The organism is Pirellulales bacterium (genome assembly GCA_036490175.1).
GTDB lineage: Bacteria > Planctomycetota > Planctomycetia > Pirellulales > JACPPG01 > JACPPG01.
This window is the reverse complement of record DASXEJ010000153.1, coordinates 73,538-95,512: the sequence shown is the minus strand read 5'-3', so window position 1 is coordinate 95,512 and position 21,975 is coordinate 73,538. Positions and strand designations below refer to the sequence as shown.

Here is a 21,975-nt window from a genome sequence, read left to right as displayed (position 1 = left end):
GATATCGACCAGAGAAAGCTTCACGCCATTGACCTTTGGTTCGACGACCAGGTCTCGCCAAATTTGCCCCGGTACAAGTCGAAAGCCAACCTCGCAATCCAGCGCCGCCTCGACCGTGCTCTCGGCATCAACTTTGAAATTCAGCATCTTGATCCCTCGCCGCCAGCGTTCGTAGCGCGCTTCACCGCCAAGGCGAGCAGAGAGAAATAGCTGGAAGGCAATGCGGCCCGGCCCTAACCGGCGGAACTGCGCGATCTGAATACGAAGATTCTGCGTCGGATCGACTAGCGTCACGCGATAGTTAGTCCAAAGTCCATCATTGACTTCTTTGGTGCGCTTCGAGATGCGTAGCCGGCCGCCGCCGGTTTGAAATTTCAGTCCGCTGGCGACTTCCTTTTGCTGGCCCCAGTCATTCTCGCCTGCGAACTCGCGCGGCAAGTTCTCTAAGATCGTGCGGCGCACGAGGTCCGACAACGTCTGTTCCGTCCCGGTCGCCGCATCCACGCCCGTAGCGCGGTCCGGCGCTACCAAGAGAAGTCCGGCCACAAACACCGCCATCCAGGCGGACAGAATGTCGGGTGCGCGATTCATGCCGTGTGACTGGAATGTTTTCGAACGATTTGAGACCGCTCGGCACATTACCTGCGCCGGCGGTTGAACGGTGGCGAAGTGTAGCACGGAGGCGGATTCCGGCAGCATGCCATTTTTTGACGCGCGCAAGCCCTGCTAGCTGTGCCGAACGCCGGGCGATCACCGACCGCCCTAGACATCCGTAATCAGGGAAGGCCCTGGGAGAATGCTCTCCGCAAACCACGCGCTCTATGTAGCCGCGGCCTTGCGAAACTCTGCGCGATAGACGGGCTGGCCATGTAACCGCGTGCGACGCTCGAAGTGCGTTCGATAATCCAAATCATGCGTCGGGTTCTGCTCGGCCACTTCGAACGGGCCGACCAGTCGGGTGCTGGCGTGCAAAGTCTCGATGGCGGAATGGAAATACTCTTCCACGTCCGTCCAAAAATGCAACGTTCCGCCGGGCACGAGTGTCCGCTCGACGTCGCGCAGTAGGTGCTCGTTCATAACTCGGCGTTTCTTGTGCCGTGCCTTCCACCAGGGGTCCGGAAAGTAGACGTGGACTGCCGCCAGCGCATCGCTGGGCAGGTACTCGTGAAATACCCGCAATCCGTCGCCCTGCACCATCCGCGCGTTGGCAAGTTGCGCACGGGCCAGACGGGCCGCAGCGAAGTGCGCGTATTTCTGCGCCATCTCCAGGCCCAGAAAGTTGCGCTCCGTCCAAGCTTGCGCGGCAGCCGACAGAAACAGCCCCTTGCCACTGCCAAGCTCGACCTCCAGCGGCCTCGCCTGTGCGAATAGTGCCGTGTCGATCCACGGTGCCGGCAATTGTTCGATCGACAGCAACCAGGACGAGTAGTCAAACGCGGGATCGATTTTTCTCAGTGCTTGTCGTGCCATGTTCGTTTCAAGTGACCTGCTTGTCGTCCTCTAGAGTGTCTCCGGGGTAGTCATCGTCGGGGTGTGCCGGTGGCGTGCTGCCGAAGGTCAGCACTTGCATCAGCACCATGCCGGCCAAGTATCCCCCTACGTGCGCCCACCAGGCGACCCCCTCGGTCGCCAGACGATTTTCGATCGCCCGGGCCGCAATCAACTGCTGCAAAAACCAAAAGCCCAACACAACCAGCGCGGGCAATTCCAGCACCGTAAAGAACACAACCAGAAAGACCAGCGAATGAATCCTTGCAAACGGCCAGGTGACCACATAGGCGCCCAGCACCGCCGCCACGGCACCGCTGGCGCCAATGACCGGTAAGGTACTCTCCGGTTGCATGAACCAATGTGCCAGGCTGGCCAGAATACCACCGACCAGATACAGCACGGCATATCCAAAATGCCCCAGGCGATCCTCCACATTGTCGCCGAAAATCCATAAGAACCACATATTGCCGATTAAATGAATCCAGCCGCCATGCATGAACATGGCGGTGATCAGCGTGGCGTAGATCTGGCCGCGGTCGGGCTGCAAGTTGACCAGCATCACGCGCGGCGGAAAACCAGGCTGCGCCGGCACGGGAACCTGTAGCGGCAGCGCCTGTGGGACCGACAACTGGGCGATCCGCAGAGGAATGAAACCGTATTTGTAGGCCGCGGCGTTCTGAGCCAGCGGCGGCAGGCGTGTCAGCCAGACCAGGGCCACCACGTTGGTGATGACGATCAGATAGGTGACGAACGGCGTTCGGTGGGCTGGCACGTTGTCGCGAAAGGGAAAAATCATCGTCGCCGCGCAATCGCCTTAGCTTGCGGAACGTTGCGCGTTCGACGGCCGCGGAATGGGCAGAGGCACGCCGCGAATTTCCCCCTCGCACACCATCGACTGGCGCACAAAGCCTTGAAATCGAGACACCAACATGGCGGCGCGACGAACCTTGACCAGTTCCGAGACGATGACCAGGCGGTCGCCAGGCGTCACCATTTCACGAAAGCGCACCGCGTCGAGCCCGCCAAATCCCAGGATCTCGGCATCCATCAACCCGTGCTTCTGCGCGAAGTAATTGCACAATTGCGCCGCCGCCTCGCACATCAGAATGCCCGGCAAGACGGGCCGACCGGGCATGTGACCACGGATCCAAAACTCGTCAGGACCGTAATCACGATAACCGACGCAAATCTGACGAACCGGATCGTCGTAGACGATCGCGGTCAATTGCTCCATTTCAAACCGCTGAGGATTCCAACGGCGGATCTCGTCAATGTTTGCCAGGCAATTGTCTAAATCGTAGGCAGAAAAATCGAGAATCAGGCCCTTATTGGCCATGGTCCGTTCCTCGATGTTAAGACCAATCGATAGTCAGACGCCCGAGAGGTGACTGGCATGAACCAGTTGCAACGCCGCTTATCGACGCCAGAAAATAGACGAAATTCCTCTGGCGCGCGCTGCCCCGACTGCCCCCAGGCGCGCAAATCTGCCGCTGGGTGGCGAGACGTGTACCCAGTTGGCAGACGCGAACTAGGTGCGAATATGCTTCCGCTTCAGGCGGCGTGCCTTGCTATTGGCGGGGCGGGCCCCATGATTGGCTTTTTTCAGTTGGCGATGTGGCTTGGCCATGCCGTAACTCCCAGGAAGGACGCGATTCGATTCTGATTAAGAATCGCTTAGGTTATCATGGACCTGCCGGGCTGAAAAGATGCATACTCAGATCGGCAAGTCGATCGTGCTGGCAGGGCTAATTCGGGCCCGCCGCTCGATGAAATGCTGGAAAATCCGTCCACTGGGTTCAAGTATCATGGGGGGACAGTCGCGCACCATGGCCAGAATCATTCACCAGAGCGGACGACCCTACACCCGCTTGCGATGGTATGGCGGGGCCTTCGTTCTTACCGCGCTGATGGTGGCCGGCTGCGGTCCTGGCGCAAGCCGCGAGGAGTTGGGACACATTATTACCAACGCCGCGGACCTGCCAGGCGCCGACATACTGGACGCGCAAGAACAACCGAGCGATAACCCGGCCGGCGGTGAAAAGGCCACGGCCCCGCCTGAACCGTCCGCGACTCCCGAGCCGGCCAAGTACTAACGTTCTAGCCTGCTAACGCTCGATTAATTGCGAACTTCGGCCGGTGGCTCGGGCAGGACACTTGCGGGCACGCGCACGAAGCGCGGGCGATAGATCGATGCATTCGTCGACGACTCGCCAAAGTCGAACGAATTCACGACGTAGCTTACGAGCAATTCGCCCGCACGGCTCAACTCGGGATGCGCCTTGGCTGCATAGGTGAAGTGCTTCTTGGCCGGCTGAATGTCCGGGACCTGGTAGATCGGCTTGGGCGACGACCAGGGACCATAGGCCGAGCGCGCGGTCCGGACAAGGATCTTCGTCCCAAACCAGGGCTCGCTTTGTACGAGTACCCAAAGCGGCTGATCCCCTCGGCCCATCCGAGTGACAGAGAACTCAGTGGTTAGCCCCTCGGCAAGTGAAGCGAGATTGTTGGTGTTTGCGGACCAGTGGTCTGCAGTCCGAAATTGCCATTGATCCATCTGCTCAATCGCTTCGGCAGAGACCCGCGCGAGCACGAGCTGCGTTGCCCCCTGTTGTGGTTGGCGATAGCCGAATACGAGCAGCGCGTTCTCGCTCCCGGGCTCGGTGCTTCGCACGACTTCGGATCCCCAGACAATCTCTGGCTTGCGACGTGTATCCACAACCGGCGCGGGTATTGCATGCGTAATCGCAAATTGCTTGGGGCGCCAGTTCGACCAATCGACGGCAGGATTGTCGACGATCGCCAGCGAGTTGCCGGCGGCACGGAATCCCATCACTTCGTTTCCGGTGCGCGCGATCAGCCACAAGAACAGAACCAAACGATCTCCCCCCGTCGCCCGCGGGGCCACGATTCCGTCGGCCACCCAATACCACTCTTCTGCGCCTGGCTGACCCGCCGGCCGCAGCGCAGGATCAGGTTCAATCCAGGCCTTGGGCTTCGCATCATCGGGAGTCGACCCCCACTGAAAACGCACCATCTGCGGATCCGGCGGCCCCACCGTCTTTGAAATGGCATGCCTGGCGAGCGCATTATTCACCATGCGCGTGCCCGGCTGACGGCGCCCGTCGCGCACCCGTCCGATGTAAGAATCCGCGAACAGCCATAGAACGTCGCCAGGGGGCAGCGGCGTCGTGTAGATGGCGTCACCGCCGATCCAACCGTCGGCGCGATCGAACACCGCATCCCAAGACGGATCCGGCACAGCAGCCGTCAACGGCTCGTCGGCCCGCGCCGAGGCAACCATCGTCAGAATCACGCTGGAAACGATCACGAAGGCCGTATGCCGCGACATGAAAATGCTCGTTTGCGGTTTCGCTACGACGACACCACGCCCGAGGTCGAACAGTCGTCCATTCCCTGGCTCCGACGCGATTTTTTGGCGCAACGTATTCTAGCGCACGATAACTTTGACGCTATGCACGCCGTTGAACGCATAACCGGCAGGGTTCCAATGAGCTGCCGGAGATAGCGGCTGCGTGCGTCCCAACGCGTCGACCGCGCGAGCCGACAGCCGATATTCTCCCGGCTGCAAATCCAACGACAGACTCCAGTGTTGCCATGCGTACGGTCCGCCGGCAGTTACGATTCTGGCTGGCCGCCAGGCCATGTCATTTCCGGTCGAAACAAGCACGGTTTCGATGGGTGTAGCGCCGTCGTTCCAGGCAACCCCACGAATGTCGACGTCGCCCGCGGCCACGCGCTCCCCCTCGAGCGGCGCGAAGATGACACTCTTGGTTCGCATTCGCCAATTGGGCTCACTGTTCTGCAAGCCGTACGTGAATTCACTACCAACGGGAATCGGCTCTCTGGGCGTGCGATATCGACGCACCTGGTGGTAGTTCGCTGTCTCTGTCTCCTCGAAGCGCAACCGGCCGAGCCATTTGACATTCATCGTGGCGTAGTAGCCCGGTGTCACCAAACGGACCGGCCCTCCATGTGCCGCAGGAATCGGCGCGCCATTCATTGTTAACGCCACAAAGGAACGGGACAGCGCATCCTCCAGCGGAATACTATGCTCGAAATCAGGATCGCCTGCCTTGGCTGGCGCGTCACGCCCCTCGGCTGTGACGAAGCGTGCCCGGGGATCGATTTTCAGCCCCAACCGATCCAGCACCTTGACCAGCGGCACGCCGCCAAAGCGCACGTTGCCCATGGCGCCGCACTGCCACTGTGCCCCCTTGGCCGGAGCCGCCGCCGAGAACATTGCTCGCCCATTTCCCGAACATTGCAGCACGAGTTCTTGTTCGATTTGCTGCATCTGGCTCAGCTGGCTGACATTGATCGAACCTGGCCGTTCGACGAGCCCCGTGATTTCGACCGGCCAACCCCCGGCTTCAAGCGGAAGGAGATTCATCGCCCCGCTCAAAGACTGGTTGTTGCGTACGAACAACAGTGCATCGGGCGTAATGCTGTGCTCGCGCAACAGAGCAAGCGGCGTCTCTAACTCGGCGGGTTCTGCGCTATGCACGATCAAGCGTGGGTCTTTACCGGTGATGACGTTGGCGGCCGTGCGGCTTGTTTCGGCAGCCATCGCCAGTCGCGACGCACCGACGGGCGCGGCCAAAAACAGCCCACCCGCTGCGAACGTGGATCGCTTCAGGAACTGTCGCCTGGTTGCCGGCCTATTGCGCATGTCTCAACGATCCACCGGCTAGGCCATGACTTCGCGTACCACGCGGCCAAAGACATCTGTCAGACGCTCGTCGCGCCCTTGATGAAAGTACGTCAACTGTTCGTGGTCCATGCCCATCAGGGCCAACAGTGTGGCATGGATATCGTGCAGGTGAACTTTGTCGGTGACCGCCTCGAAGCCAAAGTCATCGGTGGCACCGTAGGATGTGCCTCCCTTAACTCCGGCGCCGGCCAGCCACATCGTAAAGCCGTAAGGATTGTGATTCCGACCCGGCGCCCCTTCCCCTTCGGCAAAGGGCATGCGTCCGAATTCACCGCCCCACAAAATCAACGTGCTTTCCAACAGCCCGCGCCGCGCCAGGTCTGTTAGTAAGGCCGCGATCGGTTGATCGACCTCGGCCGCATGCCGGCCGTGATTCTTTTCGACGCTTTCATGCGCGTCCCAGGTTTCTTCCAAGTGACCGCCACCGCTGTAGAGCTGCACAAATCGAACGCCACGCTCCACCAGCCGGCGCGCCACCAGGCAATTGCGGCCATATTCATCGGTCGGCTGCTGGCCCACACCGTACAGGTCGAGCGTTTCTTGCGACTCCTGCTTCAAATCTACGGCCTCGGGCACTTCGGACTGCATACGGTAGGCCAGTTCGTAGCTGGCGATCCGCGCCGCCAATTCGCTGGCGCCGGCCCGCTCGCGCAGATGTTGCTCGTTCAATTTCGCCAGCAGGTCGAGTTGCTCCCGTTGAGTTTCCGTGCTGATGTGGCCCGGCCCGCGTAGATCCAGCACGGGATCGCCCACGGGACGAAAAAGCGTCCCCTGGTACGTGCTCGGCATGAAGCCGTTGGCCCAGTTCGGTTGACCGCTGATCGGTCCCCCGCGTTTGTCGAGGATAACCACATAGCCAGGTAGATTCTGATTCTCGGTCCCCAACCCATAAACGGCCCAGCTACCAAGCGACGGGCGACCGATCAATGTCTTGCCGGTGTTCATCGCCACCAGCGCCGAGCCATGCGCGTGGCTGTCGGTATGGCACGAGCGAAGCAGAGCCAGCTTATCGGCATGCTCGCGGACGCGTGGAAAATAGTCCGAGATCATCAGGCCGCTCTCTCCGCCTGGCCGGAAAGGTCGCCAGGCGGGCGTCAAGAAGCCCATCTTGCGATTGCCCGAGTTCGTGAACTTCTTGTTGGGCGGCAGCGTCTGGCCGGCATATTTCGCCAGCTCTGGCTTGTAGTCGAAAGTATCGACGTGGCTCGGCCCGCCGTTCATCATCAAGAAAATGCAGCTCTTGGCGCGCGTCGGGAAGTGCGACGGCCGTGGGGCCAGTGGGCTGGTCGCTGCCGGGCTGCCCTCGGCCGCCTGTGCATGACGTGCGAAGAAACCGTCGGCACCCAACAGACTCGAAAGCGCCACACCGGCGAAACCGGCCCCCATTTGCCACACGAACTCGCGGCGCGACTGCCCGCACGGGAACAATCCCGGCTGCATTCGCCTGGCGAAATTCGCGACTGGGGAATCTTCAGTCGACATAGATGAACTCGTTCAGGTTCAACAGCACATGGCATAGCGACGCCAACGCCAATTGATCGGGGTCTGACGAAGTGCCCCCTGCGGAGGCAAATCGATCACGTTGCTGCATAAGATGCGTAAGCGCGAACTTCTGTTCCTCGTCGGCCGGGGCACGTTGCAGCGCCAGCCACCAGGCACGCTGGATTTGCGTCCCTTTATCGGCACCAGTTTCGCGCACCAGGCGTGTGGCAAAGGCGTCGCTTTGCGCATGCACAAAATCGTTGTTCAAAAGCGCCAGTGCTTGCGGTGCGACGGTCGAGACATTTCGCTGGGCGCAGGGCTGCGTGGTATCGGCAAAGTCGAAAACCGTCATCAACGGCAATAGCAGCGACCGCTTTGTGAACATATAAATGCTGCGACGGCTTTGCTCCTCGGGCGAGGACTCCTTCCACTCGGCCCCTTTCTTGGAAAGGCCTTCCAACGCTTCGCGGGTGGCGGTGGGATAAAAGCTGGGTCCGCCGTACTGAGGATTCAATCGCCCGCTTACCGCCAGCATCGCGTCACGCAGCGGCTCTGCCTCCAGACGCTTGCGATTGGCGCGGTACCAATGCTCGTTGGCGAAATCACGCGTGGCGTACTCCGCCTGCCGCGGGTGAATAGAGTCCATCCGGTAGGCACTCGACATCAGGATCATCTTGTGCAGCCGCTTGGCCTGCCAGCCATTCTCGATAAAATCCGCAGCCAGCCAGTCAAGCAGTTCCGGGTGCGTGGGGGCGGTTCCCATCACGCCAAAATTATCGGGCGTACGGCATAGCCCCTCGCCGAAATGATTCAGCCACAACCGATTCACCGCCACGCGCGGCGTCAGCGGATTGGCCGGGTCCGCGATCCAGCGCGCCAATTGCGTGCGCCGATGCGTAGTTTTCGCCTCGGCGGGGGGCGGTTCGATAGGGCGTGCCAATTCTGGCAGGACCGATAGAAATGCCGCCGGCACAACAGCCCCTTCGCGGCGCGGGTCTCCCCCGCCTAACAGCTTCACCGGATCGGCCTCGCGCCCGCCATCGGTATATCCCAGAATCTCTTTGTTCTCGGCGGCCTGGCCGGCGACGAAAAAACTCAGGTACGCGTAATAATCTTTTTGCAAAAGTGGGTCGAACTTGTGGTCGTGACAACGGGCACATTTCAATGTCAACGCAAGGAAGCTCGTCGACGTAGCGCCGATCAGGTCGTCGAGCTGCTCGTACTTGTAGACCAGCGGATCGTTGGGCTCGTCGTCGAAAGTCCCCACGCGCAACAGCCCCGTGGCGGCAAGAGTGGCGTCATTGGCGTCCGGCAACTCGTCGCCTGCCAACTGCTCGAGCACGAACCGGTCGTAGGGCATGTCTTCATTGATCGCGCGAATGACCCAATCGCGATAGCGCCAGGCGCCCGGCTTTTCGGCATCACGCTCGTAACCGTTGGTTTCGGCAAAGCGAACCACGTCGAGCCAGTACCGGGCCCAGCGCTCGCCGAAATGAGGATTGGCTAACAACCGATCGACAAGCTGTTCGTAAGCCATCGGCGAGTTGTCGGCCAGAAACGCCCGCACCTCTTCCGGTGATGGCGGAAGGCCCCACACGTCGAAATAGACCCGGCGAATCAGGCGTTCTCGCGACAGCGGCGGAGCCGGCAGCAAGTCGTCCGCTTCCAGCCGCGCGAGAATAAAACGATCGATCGGCGTAACGCACCAATCCGCCTGCTTGACCTCGGGAAGCGCCGGCTTTTTGACCGGCGCCAGGGACCACAGTTCGCTCGCCGCCACGCTCTCGGCGGCGCGTGCGTTTGTGGGAGCGTAGCTGGGGACCGCCGTTAGGGATAGCGAGCACAGCACACCCATTACAACGATCTGGCAATTCCGAATCATGCGCCGCCTGACCTCACGATGTCGCGCGCGTCGGTTCGACACGTACGTTGCGCCCCAACAGGCCAGTCTATCCGGGCCAGCGGGGCGTCGCCAGTTTTCCGGGTCGCGGGGGCGCAGCCCGAAGACCCTTTGAACTGCTCTTGGCTAGGGGTTACGCTGGGAGCGCGCCATCCTCAGTTGCCTTCGCCCATGGCCACCGTGCGTTTCTCAGGAGATGTCACATGACAGAGTCCCAGCGTCGCGATTTTCTCAAGCAAGCCAGCCTGGGTGCGGTAGCAATGGCCGCCACGCGGCTTAGCGGGAGTGCCCGGGCAGAGGATCAACCGGCGACGCCTGCCAATGCGGCACAAAACAAAATCGTGATGGGCTGGATCGGTTGCGGCGGGCAGGCAAAGAATTTACTCCGCGTATTCGTCGAGCAACCTGACGTGGCCGTGACATTCGTTTGCGACCCAGAGGCCAGCCGCGCCGCCGAAGCCGCGCAAATTGTCGAAAGCGCGCAGGGCAACGCGCCGCGGATCGTGTCCGATATGCGCGAGGTGCTGGACGACAAATCCGTCGACGCCGTGTGCGTGGCCACGCCCGACCATTGGCATGGACCGGCCACGATCCTGGCCTGCGACGCGGGCAAGCACGTCTATGTCGAGAAACCCTGCTCGCACAATATCCGCGAAGGGCGGCTGATGATCGACGCGGCACGCCGCAACAAGCGCGTCGTGCAGGTCGGCACCCAAAGCCGCAGCTCGCCCGCAGTTATTGAAGCGATCGAACTGTTGCGCACGGGCGCGATTGGCGACATCCTGGTGGCCAAAGTATGGAACAGCCAGCGGCGGAGGGACATCGGCCACGGCTCGCCCGGACCACAACCCGATGGCTTTGACTACGACCTATGGGTTGGTCCCGCGCCGATGGTGCCATTTCAGGCCAACCGTATTCACTACGGTTGGCACTGGTGGTACGACTTCGGCACCGGCGACATGGGTAACGACGGCGTCCACGATATCGACATCGGACGCTGGGGGCTGGGCGTCGACACGCATCCCTCGGTTGTGACCGCCTCGGGCGGCAAATTCTATTTCGACGACGATCAGCAATTCCCCGATACGCAGTACGTGGTGTTCGACTATCCGGGCGATGGACAATTCGGGCATCGCAAGCAGCTGATCTACGAGCAACGAATCTGGTCTCCCTATCGACAGGAATCGTACGAGAACGGCAACGCGTTCTACGGTACCGAGGGGATGCTGCTGTTGGGTAAAGGGGACGGATGGAAGCTCTTCGGACCGAAGAACCAATTGCGGCAGAGCCAAGAAAAATCGGGCATGGGACTGCCTCATTACCGTGATTTCCTGGCGGCTATTCGTGAAGATCAGCGGCCGCATGCCGATATCGAGATCGCCCACCTTTCGACCGCCCTATGCCACCTGGGCAACATCGCCACGCGGCTGGGACAGACGCTGCACTTCGATCCGCAGACCGAGCAGTTTGCAGGGAACGCGCCGGCCAATGCCCTGGTGCGCCGCCCCTATCGAGATGGCCACTGGGCGGTCCCCAAGGGGGTCTAAATCCGGGGGGACCAGAAAACCGGCCGCGGCGACATCCGCATCGGGCATCTTGCTGGTCGCCGGATGGCTGCTCATGATGGATTTTGTCGCCCCCCCTCGCGGGCAAGATTCGTCGCCGTGGGACGAATCACAGGCACGTCCCTCAAGCGTCTCATTTGCGGCGAGCAAGGAACCACCTTTGAGCTACCTTCTGATTGCGCTTTTGCTAGGGGCTTTGATCTTGATTCACGAGCTTGGGCACCTGGTAGCTGCCTGGGTGGCCGGCATACCAGTGGCGCGATTTTCGATCGGCTTCGGTCCGGCGCTAACGAGTTGGAAATGGGGCCAGACCGAATACGTATTGGCGCCCGTGCCGCTCGGTGGGTACGTCTTGCCGGCCGTCACCGACGAGGCAGACTACTTACGGCTGCCCGTCGGCCGCAGAATTATCTTCGCGCTCGGAGGTCCGCTGGCCAATCTGCTCTTGCCGGTGGTCTTGTTCGCTGCCACTAACGTGGCCACCTACGGGGTGACAGGTTCTGGCCTGTTCGTCGAACCTTGGGTGCAAACGGCCACAGTGTTCGGCAAACTACTCGCTACGTTGCCCTTGGCCGTCTCGCAGCCCGATCAGCTTTCAGGAGTCGTGGGCATCGTGGCGATCGGCGGCGAGTTCGCCCAGCACGGGCTCGTCGGGCTAGCAAGTTTTGCCGTAATGCTGAGCCTGAATCTGGCGATCCTCAATCTTCTGCCGCTGCCACCGTTGGATGGCGGCAAAGTCGTGATGTGCTTGCTCGAGAAGGTCCATCCGCAATTTGCCCGGCTGCACTATCCGCTGGCTATCACCGGCTGGATCTGCCTGTTGGGTCTGATGATGTACACGACCGTGATGGACATAGCGCGGCACGTCGTAGGATGAGGCCGACCCGCGGCGCTGCGAGCAATCAGTTCCCTTGCACGAAAATGCGATCGCCGGCTTCGATCCAATAGTTGGTGGCGTTCGACTCACCGCGAAAGATCGCGCGCCAGTCGACCGGCATAATCTGCGCCTCGTTACTATCGGCCAGCGTCCGCGAAACCCACACCCAGCCAGTCTTGGTAAGTTTCGCCGCGGGCACCTGCGACAGTGCATCCAGCACGCGCTCTCGGCCGGTGCAGGGAATGCGGTGGACCACCGTCGCACCATCCTCCTCGACAACCACGAAATAAACCTTGCTGTTGTAGGCGTAGACGTCGACCGAAACCTTCGGCTCGTCCAAATAGTCTTTCAAGTGCGCTTCGATGGCATTGCGAGCTTGGGTAATATCGAGCCCGCCGACACGCACAAAACCGTACGTTCCCAGGTTTACCGTTCCGTCCGGGCCGACCAGATGTTCGCCCGAGATCTGCTGCCGACCGGCGGTCTCCGCCAGGCTGATGGACACTTCCGGGGCAGTGAGGATGCCTTCCAGGTGCTTTCTGATAGCGTCTCGTGCCTCGGCCGTGCTCAATCCGGATACCTTATAGGCGCCGTATGCTGGCCCGAGCATGATTGTACCGTCGGCCTCGACCGGATAGGGACCAGCGATATTCTGATCGGGCAGCGTTCCCAGGACGAAGATCTCCAGAGTGTCCAGCGGTTCGATGTGATAGGGAGGCTTCGGCACGACTTTCACCGCATCGATCAACAGCACGTCAGGAGAATCGATGACGTAGGGCTTCAACGGGGGACGTTCGGACGGTGCCGACGCTTTGGCCGCGGCAACGGATACTGGCGTATTCCCCCACGGCGGCAAGTCCGCCGAGCCGCCCCACGGATTGCGCCCGTATTGCAACAAGGCCAACATCACGGCCAGCGCCACGGCAATCAGCCATCCGGAGATGCCGACGACCAGATTCAGCTTGGGCCGCGGCACGCCCTGCATGGCCAGCAATCGCAGGATGCGACCGCGAGTGGCCACCACGCTTTCCGACATTCCCAGCACGAGCAGCGAACCGGCCTGCGGAACGAAGTCCAAAAGTGTCGACGCAAATTCCACCGGATCGGCTCCTGCGGCAACCGCCCAATCGTCGCACGCTTCTTCACAGGCGATGCGAAAATCGCGCCGCAGCAGCCACACGATCGGCTGCCACGGGATGGCTACCACGGCCACTTCGACGGCCAATCGCGTAAGACCGTCGCCACGCGCCAAATGCCCCAATTCGTGGCAGCACACGGCAAACCAATCGCCCCGCCCATTGATGTCCGCGGGAATCAAAATCCTTGGCCGCACACCGGCGACGAGGGCCGGTGAAGCAACGGTCGCGCTGACCAACAATTCTGGCGTGCGCACGCCGATCTCCTGGGCAGCTTTCAGCAGCATCTCGTTAAGCTCTGCGTCCTGGCAAAGCGATGCCGCGCAGCACGTGCGGCGCACGGCCAGGGCGCTGCGTGCCAACCGCAGCGCCAGCCCGGCCGAAACGATCAGCCAAGCCGCGCCGCAGATTCGCCAGAGCGAAGACGGTGATCCGGCCGCAGCACCTTCGACTGAAACGGGGTCGCCGGCAAGAGGCTCATCTGCCCCGTGAGCCTGCGCCGGTTGGAGAGTATTTTGAGGTAACTCCTGGCGAGCGATTTGTCGCGCAGTAGGCTCTTCGTCATGCCTTGACGATAAAACGCCCCAGCCACCCCACCGGACAACGGATGAGCCGAGGGGCGTCGCGACGCACAAGAGCACGGCGGCCAATGCAATCGCCGCGCGGGCAGCCGGTTTCGCACGCAGCAACCGCACGGCGATGATTGCCGCAGCGCCGATCACCACGGGTTGCCAAATGAAGTCGATCGCCAATCCATGCCAACCTTCTGCCGACCCTAGGTTCCACAGATCATTCACGGCGTTTCTCCTTGCGACGGGCCTCGATAAGTTGCCGCAGTTGAGCCAATTCCTCGGGCGTCCAAGGACGCGCGTCGAGTAATTGCGACACGAGTAGTTTCGGATCGCCGTCGAATACGGCGTCAAGCATTTCCGTTACCAGGCCGGCCTGCGCCGTTGCCCGAGTGCGCGCCGGCCGATAGACATAGGCGCGACCCGCCACGCGGTGCGCAAGCCACCCCTTCTTCTCCAACTTCTGCATGGCCACCAGTACGGTGGTGTACGTGATGGCCCGCTCTCGACCGAGATGCTCGGCGACCTCCGTGACGGTGGCCTCGCCCCGGTCCCACACATAATCCATGACTTTGGCCTGCAAGTCTCCCAGGCCGTGAAGCGTTTTGCGCCGCATAAGTTACTCCATCTACGTCGATACGACGTACGTCCGCTGATCGTATCAAGCTGCGCAATGGAGTCAAGTGAAAAATCGCGAGCAAAATGAGCGGCCGCGGCTGGATTAGTGGCAAGACCAACGAGAATGAAAAAGGCCGAAGCTGTGCATGTCTAGAAAAGCACGAATGACAACTGCCTAGCAGACGGTTCAAGCGGAGAGAACCATCTACGTCATTTGCGCTTGGCCATTTCCGCAGGCATGCGGTCATTCGCTGTTCGAGACCGCAGCCCGTCGGCAGCACGCTTGCCTACGCAAACTGCGTGATGCCGGGCATGGCCACGGGGGGCACATCCAGACTGGCCCATTTGTATTCCGTGGGGCCAAGCCTCTCGTTCGATGCCAGAGCATCCTGCCAGGTGATCGTCTGGCCGGTATAGGTTGCCATGCGACCCAGGATAGCAAGCATCGTGCTACGACTCATGTACTCGCCATTGTTGATCGGGTTGCCCGAGCGGATGCTGGCGAATAACTCGTCGTGCTCTTGCTGGTACATATTGGGCGCTTCGCCGCGATAGCGCCAGTTGGAATCGCCGGTTTTGATGGTGTGCTTCATCAGCTCGGCGTTTCCCTTGGTACCGTAGATATGGTCCGAAACGTCGACGCTGCAACCGGCTTGCTGCCGGCAATAGGCGAACAGCTTGACGCCGCTGGCATACTCGTACGCGACCGCGATGTGGTCGAAGATGTTCCCGTATTCCGGCTGAGTGCGCACTTGTCGTCCGCCCAGTCCAATGGCTTTTACCGGCGGCTCGTCATGCATGACCCAGGCCGCCTTGTCGAGACTGTGCACATGCTGCTCGACATTGTGATCGCCTGACAGCCAGGTGAAGTAGAGCCAGTTGCGCAACTGCCATTCCATGTCGCTCCAGCTTTCCTTGCGCGCGTGCGACCACAAAGTGCCGGTGTTGTAGTTGACGTTCAGCGCGACAATGTCGCCAATGGCGCCGTCGTGAATGCGCTGGATCGTTTCACGCTTTGCCAGGTCGTAGCGGTAGCACAGCCCCGAGACGATCGACAGCCCTTTCTTCTTGGCCTCTTCGCACGTCTCTAGGACGCTGCGTACGCCCGGTGCGTCAACGGCCACCGGTTTTTCCACGAAGGCGTGCTTGCCTGCAGCCACCGCTGCCTGCAAATGGGCCGGACGGAAATGAGGAGGCGTGGCCAGAATCACTACGTCCACGCCACTGTCGAGCACGCTCTTGTAGGCGTCGAAGCCTACGAAGCGACGCTCTTCCGGCACTTCAATCTTCTCTGCGAACATCTTTTGTAAATTGTCGAGACTCGATTGCAGCCGATCCGCGAACGCGTCGCCCATGGCGGTCAGTTTCACGTTCGGGTCCGCGGTTAGCGCTTGGGCCGCGGCCCCGGTGCCGCGACCACCGCAACCGATCAGCCCCACGCGTAACGTATCGCTACCCGCCGCATGCGCCGCGCGGGCAATCGATAAATTGGCAGCCAGAGCCCCGCCGGCAGTGGCTGCGGCCGAGGTCTTCAGAAACGAGCGGCGCGTCGGGCCGGCAGGCTTACGGTCGGCGGGCGACTGGCTCATTGGTGGGTTCCTTAGAGGTTCGCGAGAGCCCTGGCCAAATCGATAGCGATGCAGGCCGTGGGCGGGCGTGATTTTCGGGGAGTGACACTCGGTAAGTCTACTACAGCCGCCCGACAGCCTAGCCTACGGCAAGGGGGGCGGGCAACATCCTACGCCGCGAGGCGAGACGTCCGGAAACGCCTTAGGCCCGGCTGGCCGTGCGGCGGGCGATTTCGTCGCGCAATTGGGCGGCCCGCTCAAACTCTTCGGCGGCCACCGCGTCGGCCAATTGTTCCGCCAAAGTCCGCCCCAAATGGTAATGCTCACGAACCGATTCCCGCAATTCGTGCAGCCGTTCGACCAACTCGTCGTCTTCCAACTGCTCCTCGTCGATACCGGCATCGAGATAGCATCGCCTGAGGCTTTCCAGCCCGACGTTAACGGCTTCGACCGCCGACTCGGGCCCTGAATCCTCTAGTTCGGCCAGTGCGGCCGCCTGGGTACGGTGGAAGAGGATAAACGGCCGGTACTGCTCGTGCGAAGCGGTCCATTCCTCGTTGGGCGAGCAGGACCGTACGAAATCCATAAAGCTCAGGCTGTGATCGGCATCGCGCATGGCCCGACGGAACTCACGCAATGCCAGCCAGCACATGCGGCGATGGTAGTACTGGACGAACTCCCGATCGGCCTCGGCACATTGTTCGTCGTCGAGAACGAACCCGTCCCCTTCGTGCAGGGCCACGCCCAGCAAATAGTCGAAATACGATTCCGCGCCCCCGGGGCGCGTGCCATCGGGACGGTTCTCAGGCTCTAACTGGAGTACGCCCAAGTCGATGCGCATCTGAAGCACCTGCCGGCCGTCTCCCGCACGAACTAGCCGTGCAGTCACTTCGCCGGACTCGTACTTCCAGCTCTTCAGCACGTGGTCGATATCGTGGCGCTTGCTCATTGTTGCTTACCGCGGGTGCGGGCCTGATGGCCCCCGGGGCGTCTTGTAGATTATACCACCGAGCCCCGGCCAAGGGCCACCTGCCTGCCAGGGCCCTCCGTCGCCGACGCCAAGGGAATATTTACGCCAACCATTGCGAGTTTTTGCGATCCCCTAATCGCCCGAAGTAGAATGAAGCCACGCTGATACATGCTACGGAATGCTTCTCATCCGCAATCCCTCTGCCGCTCGAAATGAAGGTGCTGTCGGCGGGCTGGCCAGCGTTTGAGCCGAGGCAGATCGCCGCCCGACACGAGCCGCCGCGTCCTCAGTGGCATGCACACGCTACATGCCTGTGCGCAGCAATCGCTGATCATTTCGAACGCATGGTCTTCCCGCCCGGCTCCCTGCGGTGACACGCCTGGCGCCGTTTTTCTTGCAGCCAGGTTACATGCCCCTTAAGATCGACGGTTGATTTCCGCCGTTCCAGAGGGGCATGGGGCGGCCGGCCGAGCGACTTCCCTCCCTTGCTGCGCCCACCCCCGCGTCGATCCGACGTCCCTGTCGGTGTGAGCATGACACGATCGCTATTGGCGAGCCTGCAACTTGTAGCTGTCGTCTGCCTGATGGCACTCGGCGCCGGACGTTCGTCGGCTGACGGTGATGTTGTCGATTACGTGCGCGATGTGCGGCCGATCCTGGCGGAAAACTGCTACAAGTGTCACGGTGCTGATGAACAGAAATCGGGCCTGCGACTCGATTCGGTGGCGAGCGCGATCGAAGGGGGCTATAGCGGTCCGGCGGTGGAACGTGGCAAGAGCGCGGACAGCCTACTAGTGCAAGCCGTCAGCGGCGCCGAAGGGGTCAAGCCGATGCCCCCCGAGGGACCGCGCCTTTCCGCCGCGCAAATCGCCCTTGTGACGCGCTGGATCGACGCCGGCGCAATCGCCCCCGCCGACGAAGCGCCCGCGCCCGCCTCGGCACGACGAAAGAGCGACCACTGGTCGTTCCAGCCCGTCGCGCATCCGGACGTGCCCACGGTGTCCCAGATGGTGGCGAAGTATCCGCACTGCGTTCGGAATCCGCTGGATGCGTTTATCGTCGGGCGGCTGGCCCGCGAGGGAATCGCCCCGGCACCCGAGGCTGACCGCGTTACGCTTATCCGCCGATTGAGCCTCGACCTGTTAGGGCTGCTGCCGACTGTGGCCGAAGTCGACGAGTTCGTGGCGGATCATCGTCCGGATGCCTATGACCAACTGGTCGAACGTCTGCTGGCATCGCCCCACTACGGCGAGCGGCAAGCCCGACATTGGCTCGATCTGGCTCGCTATGCCGACAGCAACGGTTACACGAACGACAATCCTCGCAGCATCTGGAAATACCGCGATTGGGTGATCGATGCTTTGAACCGGGACATGCCGTTCGACCAGTTCACGATCGAACAATTTGCCGGCGATATGTTGCCTGGCGCCACGCTGGACCAACGCATCGCGACGGGCTTCCACCGCAACACCTTGCAGAATGAAGAGGGGGGCACAGATCCCGAAGAGTTTCGCATCGAATCAGTGGTCGACCGGGTGAGCACGACCGGCAGCGTCTATTTGGGGCTGTCCCTTGGCTGTGCCCGCTGTCACGACCATAAGTTCGATCCGATTTCGCAGCGCGACTTTTATCAAATGTTCGCCCTGTTGAACGGCGCCGACGAGCCGACGCTGCCCGTACCGACCGAGGACCAGGCCCGGCGCCAGGAAGAATTGACGGCAAAGGTCGCGGCAGCGACCAAAGAGCTGAATGACTACGACGATCAGTCGGCTCCGCAACGTGCCGTATGGGAGCAGCAATTCGCTGGCAAGCTTGAGGTGAATTGGTCGGTGCTCGATCCCAGTGCGTTTTCCACCGCCGGCGGATCGACACTACAGAAACTCGATGATCGCTCGCTGCTTCCCGGCGGCGATCGCCCAGCGGTCGACACCTACACGGTCACCGCGGCCGCTCCGTTGCCAACTATCACGGGTTTGCGGGTGGAAGCCTTAACGCACGACAGCTTGCCTCGCCACGGACCAGGTCGCGCCGACAACGGCAACTTTGTCCTGAGTGAAGTCGCGCTCGATCTGGTCAATCCCGCGCCTACTGACAACACGGGCTCAGCAGTTCAACACGTCGTCTGGCAGTCTGCCAGCGCCGACTATGCGCAAGACAAGTTCCCCGCTGCGCACCTAATCGACGGCAAGGAACAAACCGGCTGGGCCATCTACGTGGTCGACACCACGCCCCATCTGGATCGAACGGCCGTCTTGGTGGCGCGCGACGATTGCGTGGCTGACGGAAAGCAGCTGGTTGTTTCGCTGGCGCAGCGCTATGCAAAGCCCCATTTGCTGCTAGGACGGTTCCGCCTATCGGTCACCGCCGCGTCACGCATGGTGTTGGAGCTGGCCGAACCGGTTCGCGCCGCGCTGCAGGTGGCCGTCACCGATCGCACGCCCGCCCAACAACAACTCGTGCTGGACGAGTACCAAAAAATCGATCCGCGCCGCCAAGCGCTAGTGGCACACGTCACGGAATCAAAGCGCGAGCTGGAAAAACTCAAGCAAGGCATAACCACAACGCTGGTCATGCACGAGCGCGAGAAACCGCGTGAAACCCGCATTTTGATCCGCGGCGAATACCTGCGCAATGGGCCCGTAGTACATGCCGACGTCCCCTCGGTGCTTCCTCCTTTGCCCGGGGAGGCAAAAACTCGCTCGCGGCTGGATCTGGCCCGCTGGCTGGTTGATCCGGCGAACCCGCTTGTCGCGCGGGTCACGATGAATCGCCTGTGGCAGCAACTCTTCGGCCGCGGATTGGTGGAAACGTCGAACGATTTTGGCATCCAGGGCTCGACCCCCACGCACCCCGAACTGTTGGATTGGCTGGCCTCGGAGTTCATCGCGCACGGCTGGAGCATGAAGGCAGCGCACCGTTTGATTGTCACTTCGGCGACCTACCGACAAGTTTCGACGGCGCGGCCCGAGTTGGCCGCGATCGATGCTGATAATCGGCTTTTGGCGCGGCAATCGCGACTTCGTGTCGAGGCCGAGACCGTGCGCGACGTAATGCTTGCGGCCAGCGGCCTCTTGTCACATAAGGTGGGTGGCCCCAGCGTGTACCCCCCGCAGCCCGACGGCGTGATGGCGCTGACGCGCAGCCCGCGCGAATGGCCCACGAGCAAAGGAGATGATCGCTACCGTCGCGGCATGTACACGTACTACTGGCGCTCGACGCCGCATCCCTTTCTGAAGGTCTTCGACGCCCCCGACGGCATTACCACCTGCACGCGCCGCGACCGTGCGAACACGCCACTGCAAGCGCTGACGCTGCTCAACGACGAGGCCTGCATCGAGGCGGCGCGGGCCCTGGCCACCAGCACGCTTACGGAATTGCCAAGCGCCGCTACGACAGATCGCCTCCGGTATGCGTTTCGTCGCTGTCTGGCGCGCGAGCCGAACAATGCCGAGCGCGCCTGCCTGGCCGAGTTGCTGGCCGACGAACTGGCCGATGCGGCCTTCACCACTGTGGTCGCCGATAAATCCCAGCCATCCAGCATAGATCCGCGGCTCTTGTCGGCTTGGACCACCGTAGGCCGAGCCCTTTTGAACCTTGACGAGTTTATGACCCGCGAATGACCAAGCTACCGCTTAGCACCGACGCCTCCGCAACTCGGCGAGCCAGCCGCCGCCAATTCTTCAGCGACTGCGGCCTGAGCCTGGGCGGGATGGCGCTCGCTGCGCTATTAGATCGCGAGGGGCAAGGAGCGACGCGCAGCGATCCGCTAGCCACGCGCCCGCCCCATTTCGCGCCGCGCGCCAAGGCGGTGATTCAGCTGTTCATGGCCGGCGGACCGAGTCAGTTGGAACTATTCGATCAGAAGTCCAAACTTCGGGAACTCAACGGTCAGGCGATCCCGCCCTCTTACACGGACGGCAAGCGGTTCGCGTTCATCAAGCCCGACGCAAAGCTACTCGGAAGTAAACGCCGGTTCGCTCAGCACGGCGCATCGGGCGCCGAGATCTCGGAGCTGTTGCCGCACACGGCTTCCATTGCCGATCAATTGGCAATCATCCGCACGATGAAGACCGACGTCTTCAATCACGGACCGGCCAAGATGATGTTGGCCACGGGCACGCCGCAATTCGGGCGGCCCAGCATGGGCTCTTGGTTGCTCTATGCCCTGGGGAGCGAAACGCAAGAGCTGCCAGGCTTCGTAGTGTTGAAATCGGGCCCCCGCGGTCCACGGTCCGGGGCTGCACTGTGGGGCAACGCCTTTCTATCGAGCGTGTATCAGGGTGTCCCGCTGCGTAGCCAGGGGGATCCGATTCTGAACCTGACGACTCCGGCGGGCATCTCAGAGGTGCAGCAGCGGCGGGCGCTAGACGCGATTGGTCGCTTGAACCATGAGCGCTATGCGACAACCGGGGACGACGAGATCGCCACGCGGATCGCCTCGTACGAGATGGCGCACCGCATGCAATCGAGTGCGCCGGAGTTGATCGACCTGGCCAGCGAAACACCCGAGACGCTGGCCCTGTACGGGGCGAAGCCGGGCGAGGCATCGTTTGCCAACAATTGCCTGCTAGCGCGACGGCTGGTCGAACGAGGCGTGCGGTTCATCACGCTATTCCACACCGAGTGGGATCATCACGGTGGCAGCGAGAATCTGGAAGAGTCGCTCGAGAAAATCTGCCTGGAAACCGATCGCCCGGCCGCGGGTCTGGTCACGGACCTCAAGCGCCGCGGCCTGCTGGACGACACGCTGGTTGTCTGGGGGGGTGAGTTTGGCCGCACTCCCATGGGCGAGGACCGCGGCTCGCTGGGACGCGATCACCATATCGAAGCGTATTCCATGTGGCTGGCGGGGGGCGGAATCAAGGCCGGCCAAACCATCGGACAGACGGACGAACTGGGCTTCGGCGCTGTCGAGCCAGCGCAGCAGGTCCACGTGCACGATCTGCAGGCCACGATTTTGCACCTGCTGGGCCTCGACCATTTGCGCCTGACCTATCGTTTCCAGGGGCGGGACTTTCGCCTGACCGACGTTGGCGGCAACGTCATTCGGCAAATTGTCGGCTAAAT

17 protein-coding genes are annotated in these 21,975 nt (G+C 61.6%); 5 read left to right on the top strand and 12 right to left on the bottom strand.

Annotation, left to right across the window (positions count from 1 at the left end):
* The 4 genes from VGG64_12200 to VGG64_12185 form a co-directional block, all read right to left on the bottom strand.
* On the bottom strand, positions 1-591 hold a 591-nt coding region (locus tag VGG64_12200; GenBank protein ID HEY1600360.1), incomplete at its 3' end, for a hypothetical protein.
* A gap of 228 nt (positions 592-819) precedes the next feature.
* On the bottom strand, positions 820-1,470 hold the full coding sequence (gene trmB, locus VGG64_12195; protein HEY1600359.1) for a tRNA (guanosine(46)-N7)-methyltransferase TrmB: 651 nt from the start codon (positions 1,468-1,470) through the stop codon (positions 820-822).
* A 7-nt stretch (positions 1,471-1,477) separates the two neighbouring features.
* A complete protein-coding gene (locus VGG64_12190; GenBank protein ID HEY1600358.1) occupies positions 1,478-2,263 on the bottom strand; it encodes a rhomboid family intramembrane serine protease in 786 nt (261 codons plus the stop codon).
* 42 nt (positions 2,264-2,305) lie between these two features.
* Positions 2,306-2,827 (bottom strand): beta-hydroxyacyl-ACP dehydratase, encoded by a 522-nt coding sequence (locus VGG64_12185; protein ID HEY1600357.1) that lies wholly within the window; start codon positions 2,825-2,827, stop codon positions 2,306-2,308.
* Positions 2,828-3,197: 370 nt separating this feature from the next.
* Here VGG64_12185 and VGG64_12180 point away from each other — a divergent pair, with 370 nt between their 5' ends.
* Entirely contained in the window at positions 3,198-3,584 is a 387-nt protein-coding gene (locus VGG64_12180; GenBank protein ID HEY1600356.1) for a hypothetical protein, read from the top strand.
* A gap of 23 nt (positions 3,585-3,607) precedes the next feature.
* Here the strand turns inward: VGG64_12180 and VGG64_12175 are convergent, their stop codons facing one another.
* The 4 genes from VGG64_12175 to VGG64_12160 form a co-directional block, all read right to left on the bottom strand.
* Positions 3,608-4,840, bottom strand: a complete 1,233-nt coding sequence (locus tag VGG64_12175) for a hypothetical protein (protein HEY1600355.1) — start codon at positions 4,838-4,840, stop codon at positions 3,608-3,610.
* Positions 4,841-4,939: 99 nt separating this feature from the next.
* Positions 4,940-6,181 (bottom strand): sulfite oxidase, encoded by a 1,242-nt coding sequence (locus VGG64_12170; protein ID HEY1600354.1) that lies wholly within the window; start codon positions 6,179-6,181, stop codon positions 4,940-4,942.
* An 18-nt stretch (positions 6,182-6,199) separates the two neighbouring features.
* A complete protein-coding gene (locus tag VGG64_12165) occupies positions 6,200-7,705 on the bottom strand; it encodes a DUF1501 domain-containing protein (protein ID HEY1600353.1) in 1,506 nt (501 codons plus the stop codon).
* Complete coding sequence (locus VGG64_12160; GenBank protein HEY1600352.1) at positions 7,695-9,587, bottom strand: DUF1549 and DUF1553 domain-containing protein; 1,893 nt, start codon at positions 9,585-9,587, stop codon at positions 7,695-7,697. Before VGG64_12160 ends, VGG64_12165 begins: the two co-directional genes overlap by 11 nt.
* Positions 9,588-9,808: 221 nt before the next feature.
* Between VGG64_12160 and VGG64_12155 the strand changes: the two genes are divergently transcribed.
* Positions 9,809-11,152, top strand: coding sequence for a Gfo/Idh/MocA family oxidoreductase (locus VGG64_12155; protein HEY1600351.1), 1,344 nt, complete (start codon positions 9,809-9,811; stop codon positions 11,150-11,152).
* A 178-nt stretch (positions 11,153-11,330) separates the two neighbouring features.
* Positions 11,331-12,047 (top strand): site-2 protease family protein, encoded by a 717-nt coding sequence (locus VGG64_12150; GenBank protein ID HEY1600350.1) that lies wholly within the window; start codon positions 11,331-11,333, stop codon positions 12,045-12,047.
* A 25-nt stretch (positions 12,048-12,072) separates the two neighbouring features.
* Here the strand turns inward: VGG64_12150 and VGG64_12145 are convergent, their stop codons facing one another.
* The 4 genes from VGG64_12145 to VGG64_12130 form a co-directional block, all read right to left on the bottom strand.
* A complete protein-coding gene (locus tag VGG64_12145) occupies positions 12,073-13,980 on the bottom strand; it encodes a polysaccharide biosynthesis/export family protein (GenBank protein ID HEY1600349.1) in 1,908 nt (635 codons plus the stop codon).
* A complete protein-coding gene (locus tag VGG64_12140) occupies positions 13,973-14,368 on the bottom strand; it encodes a BlaI/MecI/CopY family transcriptional regulator (GenBank protein HEY1600348.1) in 396 nt (131 codons plus the stop codon). The genes VGG64_12145 and VGG64_12140 overlap by 8 nt, the downstream gene beginning before the upstream one ends.
* Before the next feature lie 289 nt (positions 14,369-14,657).
* Positions 14,658-15,959: a Gfo/Idh/MocA family oxidoreductase gene (locus VGG64_12135; GenBank protein ID HEY1600347.1), complete on the bottom strand. Its 1,302-nt coding sequence runs from the start codon at positions 15,957-15,959 to the stop codon at positions 14,658-14,660.
* A gap of 181 nt (positions 15,960-16,140) precedes the next feature.
* Complete coding sequence (locus VGG64_12130) at positions 16,141-16,887, bottom strand: UvrB/UvrC motif-containing protein (protein HEY1600346.1); 747 nt, start codon at positions 16,885-16,887, stop codon at positions 16,141-16,143.
* A gap of 554 nt (positions 16,888-17,441) precedes the next feature.
* Here VGG64_12130 and VGG64_12125 point away from each other — a divergent pair.
* Both VGG64_12125 and VGG64_12120 read left to right on the top strand, forming a co-directional pair.
* Positions 17,442-20,528 (top strand): PSD1 and planctomycete cytochrome C domain-containing protein, encoded by a 3,087-nt coding sequence (locus VGG64_12125; GenBank protein HEY1600345.1) that lies wholly within the window; start codon positions 17,442-17,444, stop codon positions 20,526-20,528.
* Positions 20,525-21,973, top strand: coding sequence for a DUF1501 domain-containing protein (locus VGG64_12120; protein ID HEY1600344.1), 1,449 nt, complete (start codon positions 20,525-20,527; stop codon positions 21,971-21,973). The genes VGG64_12125 and VGG64_12120 overlap by 4 nt, the downstream gene beginning before the upstream one ends.
* The last annotated feature ends 2 nt before the right edge of the window (positions 21,974-21,975 follow it).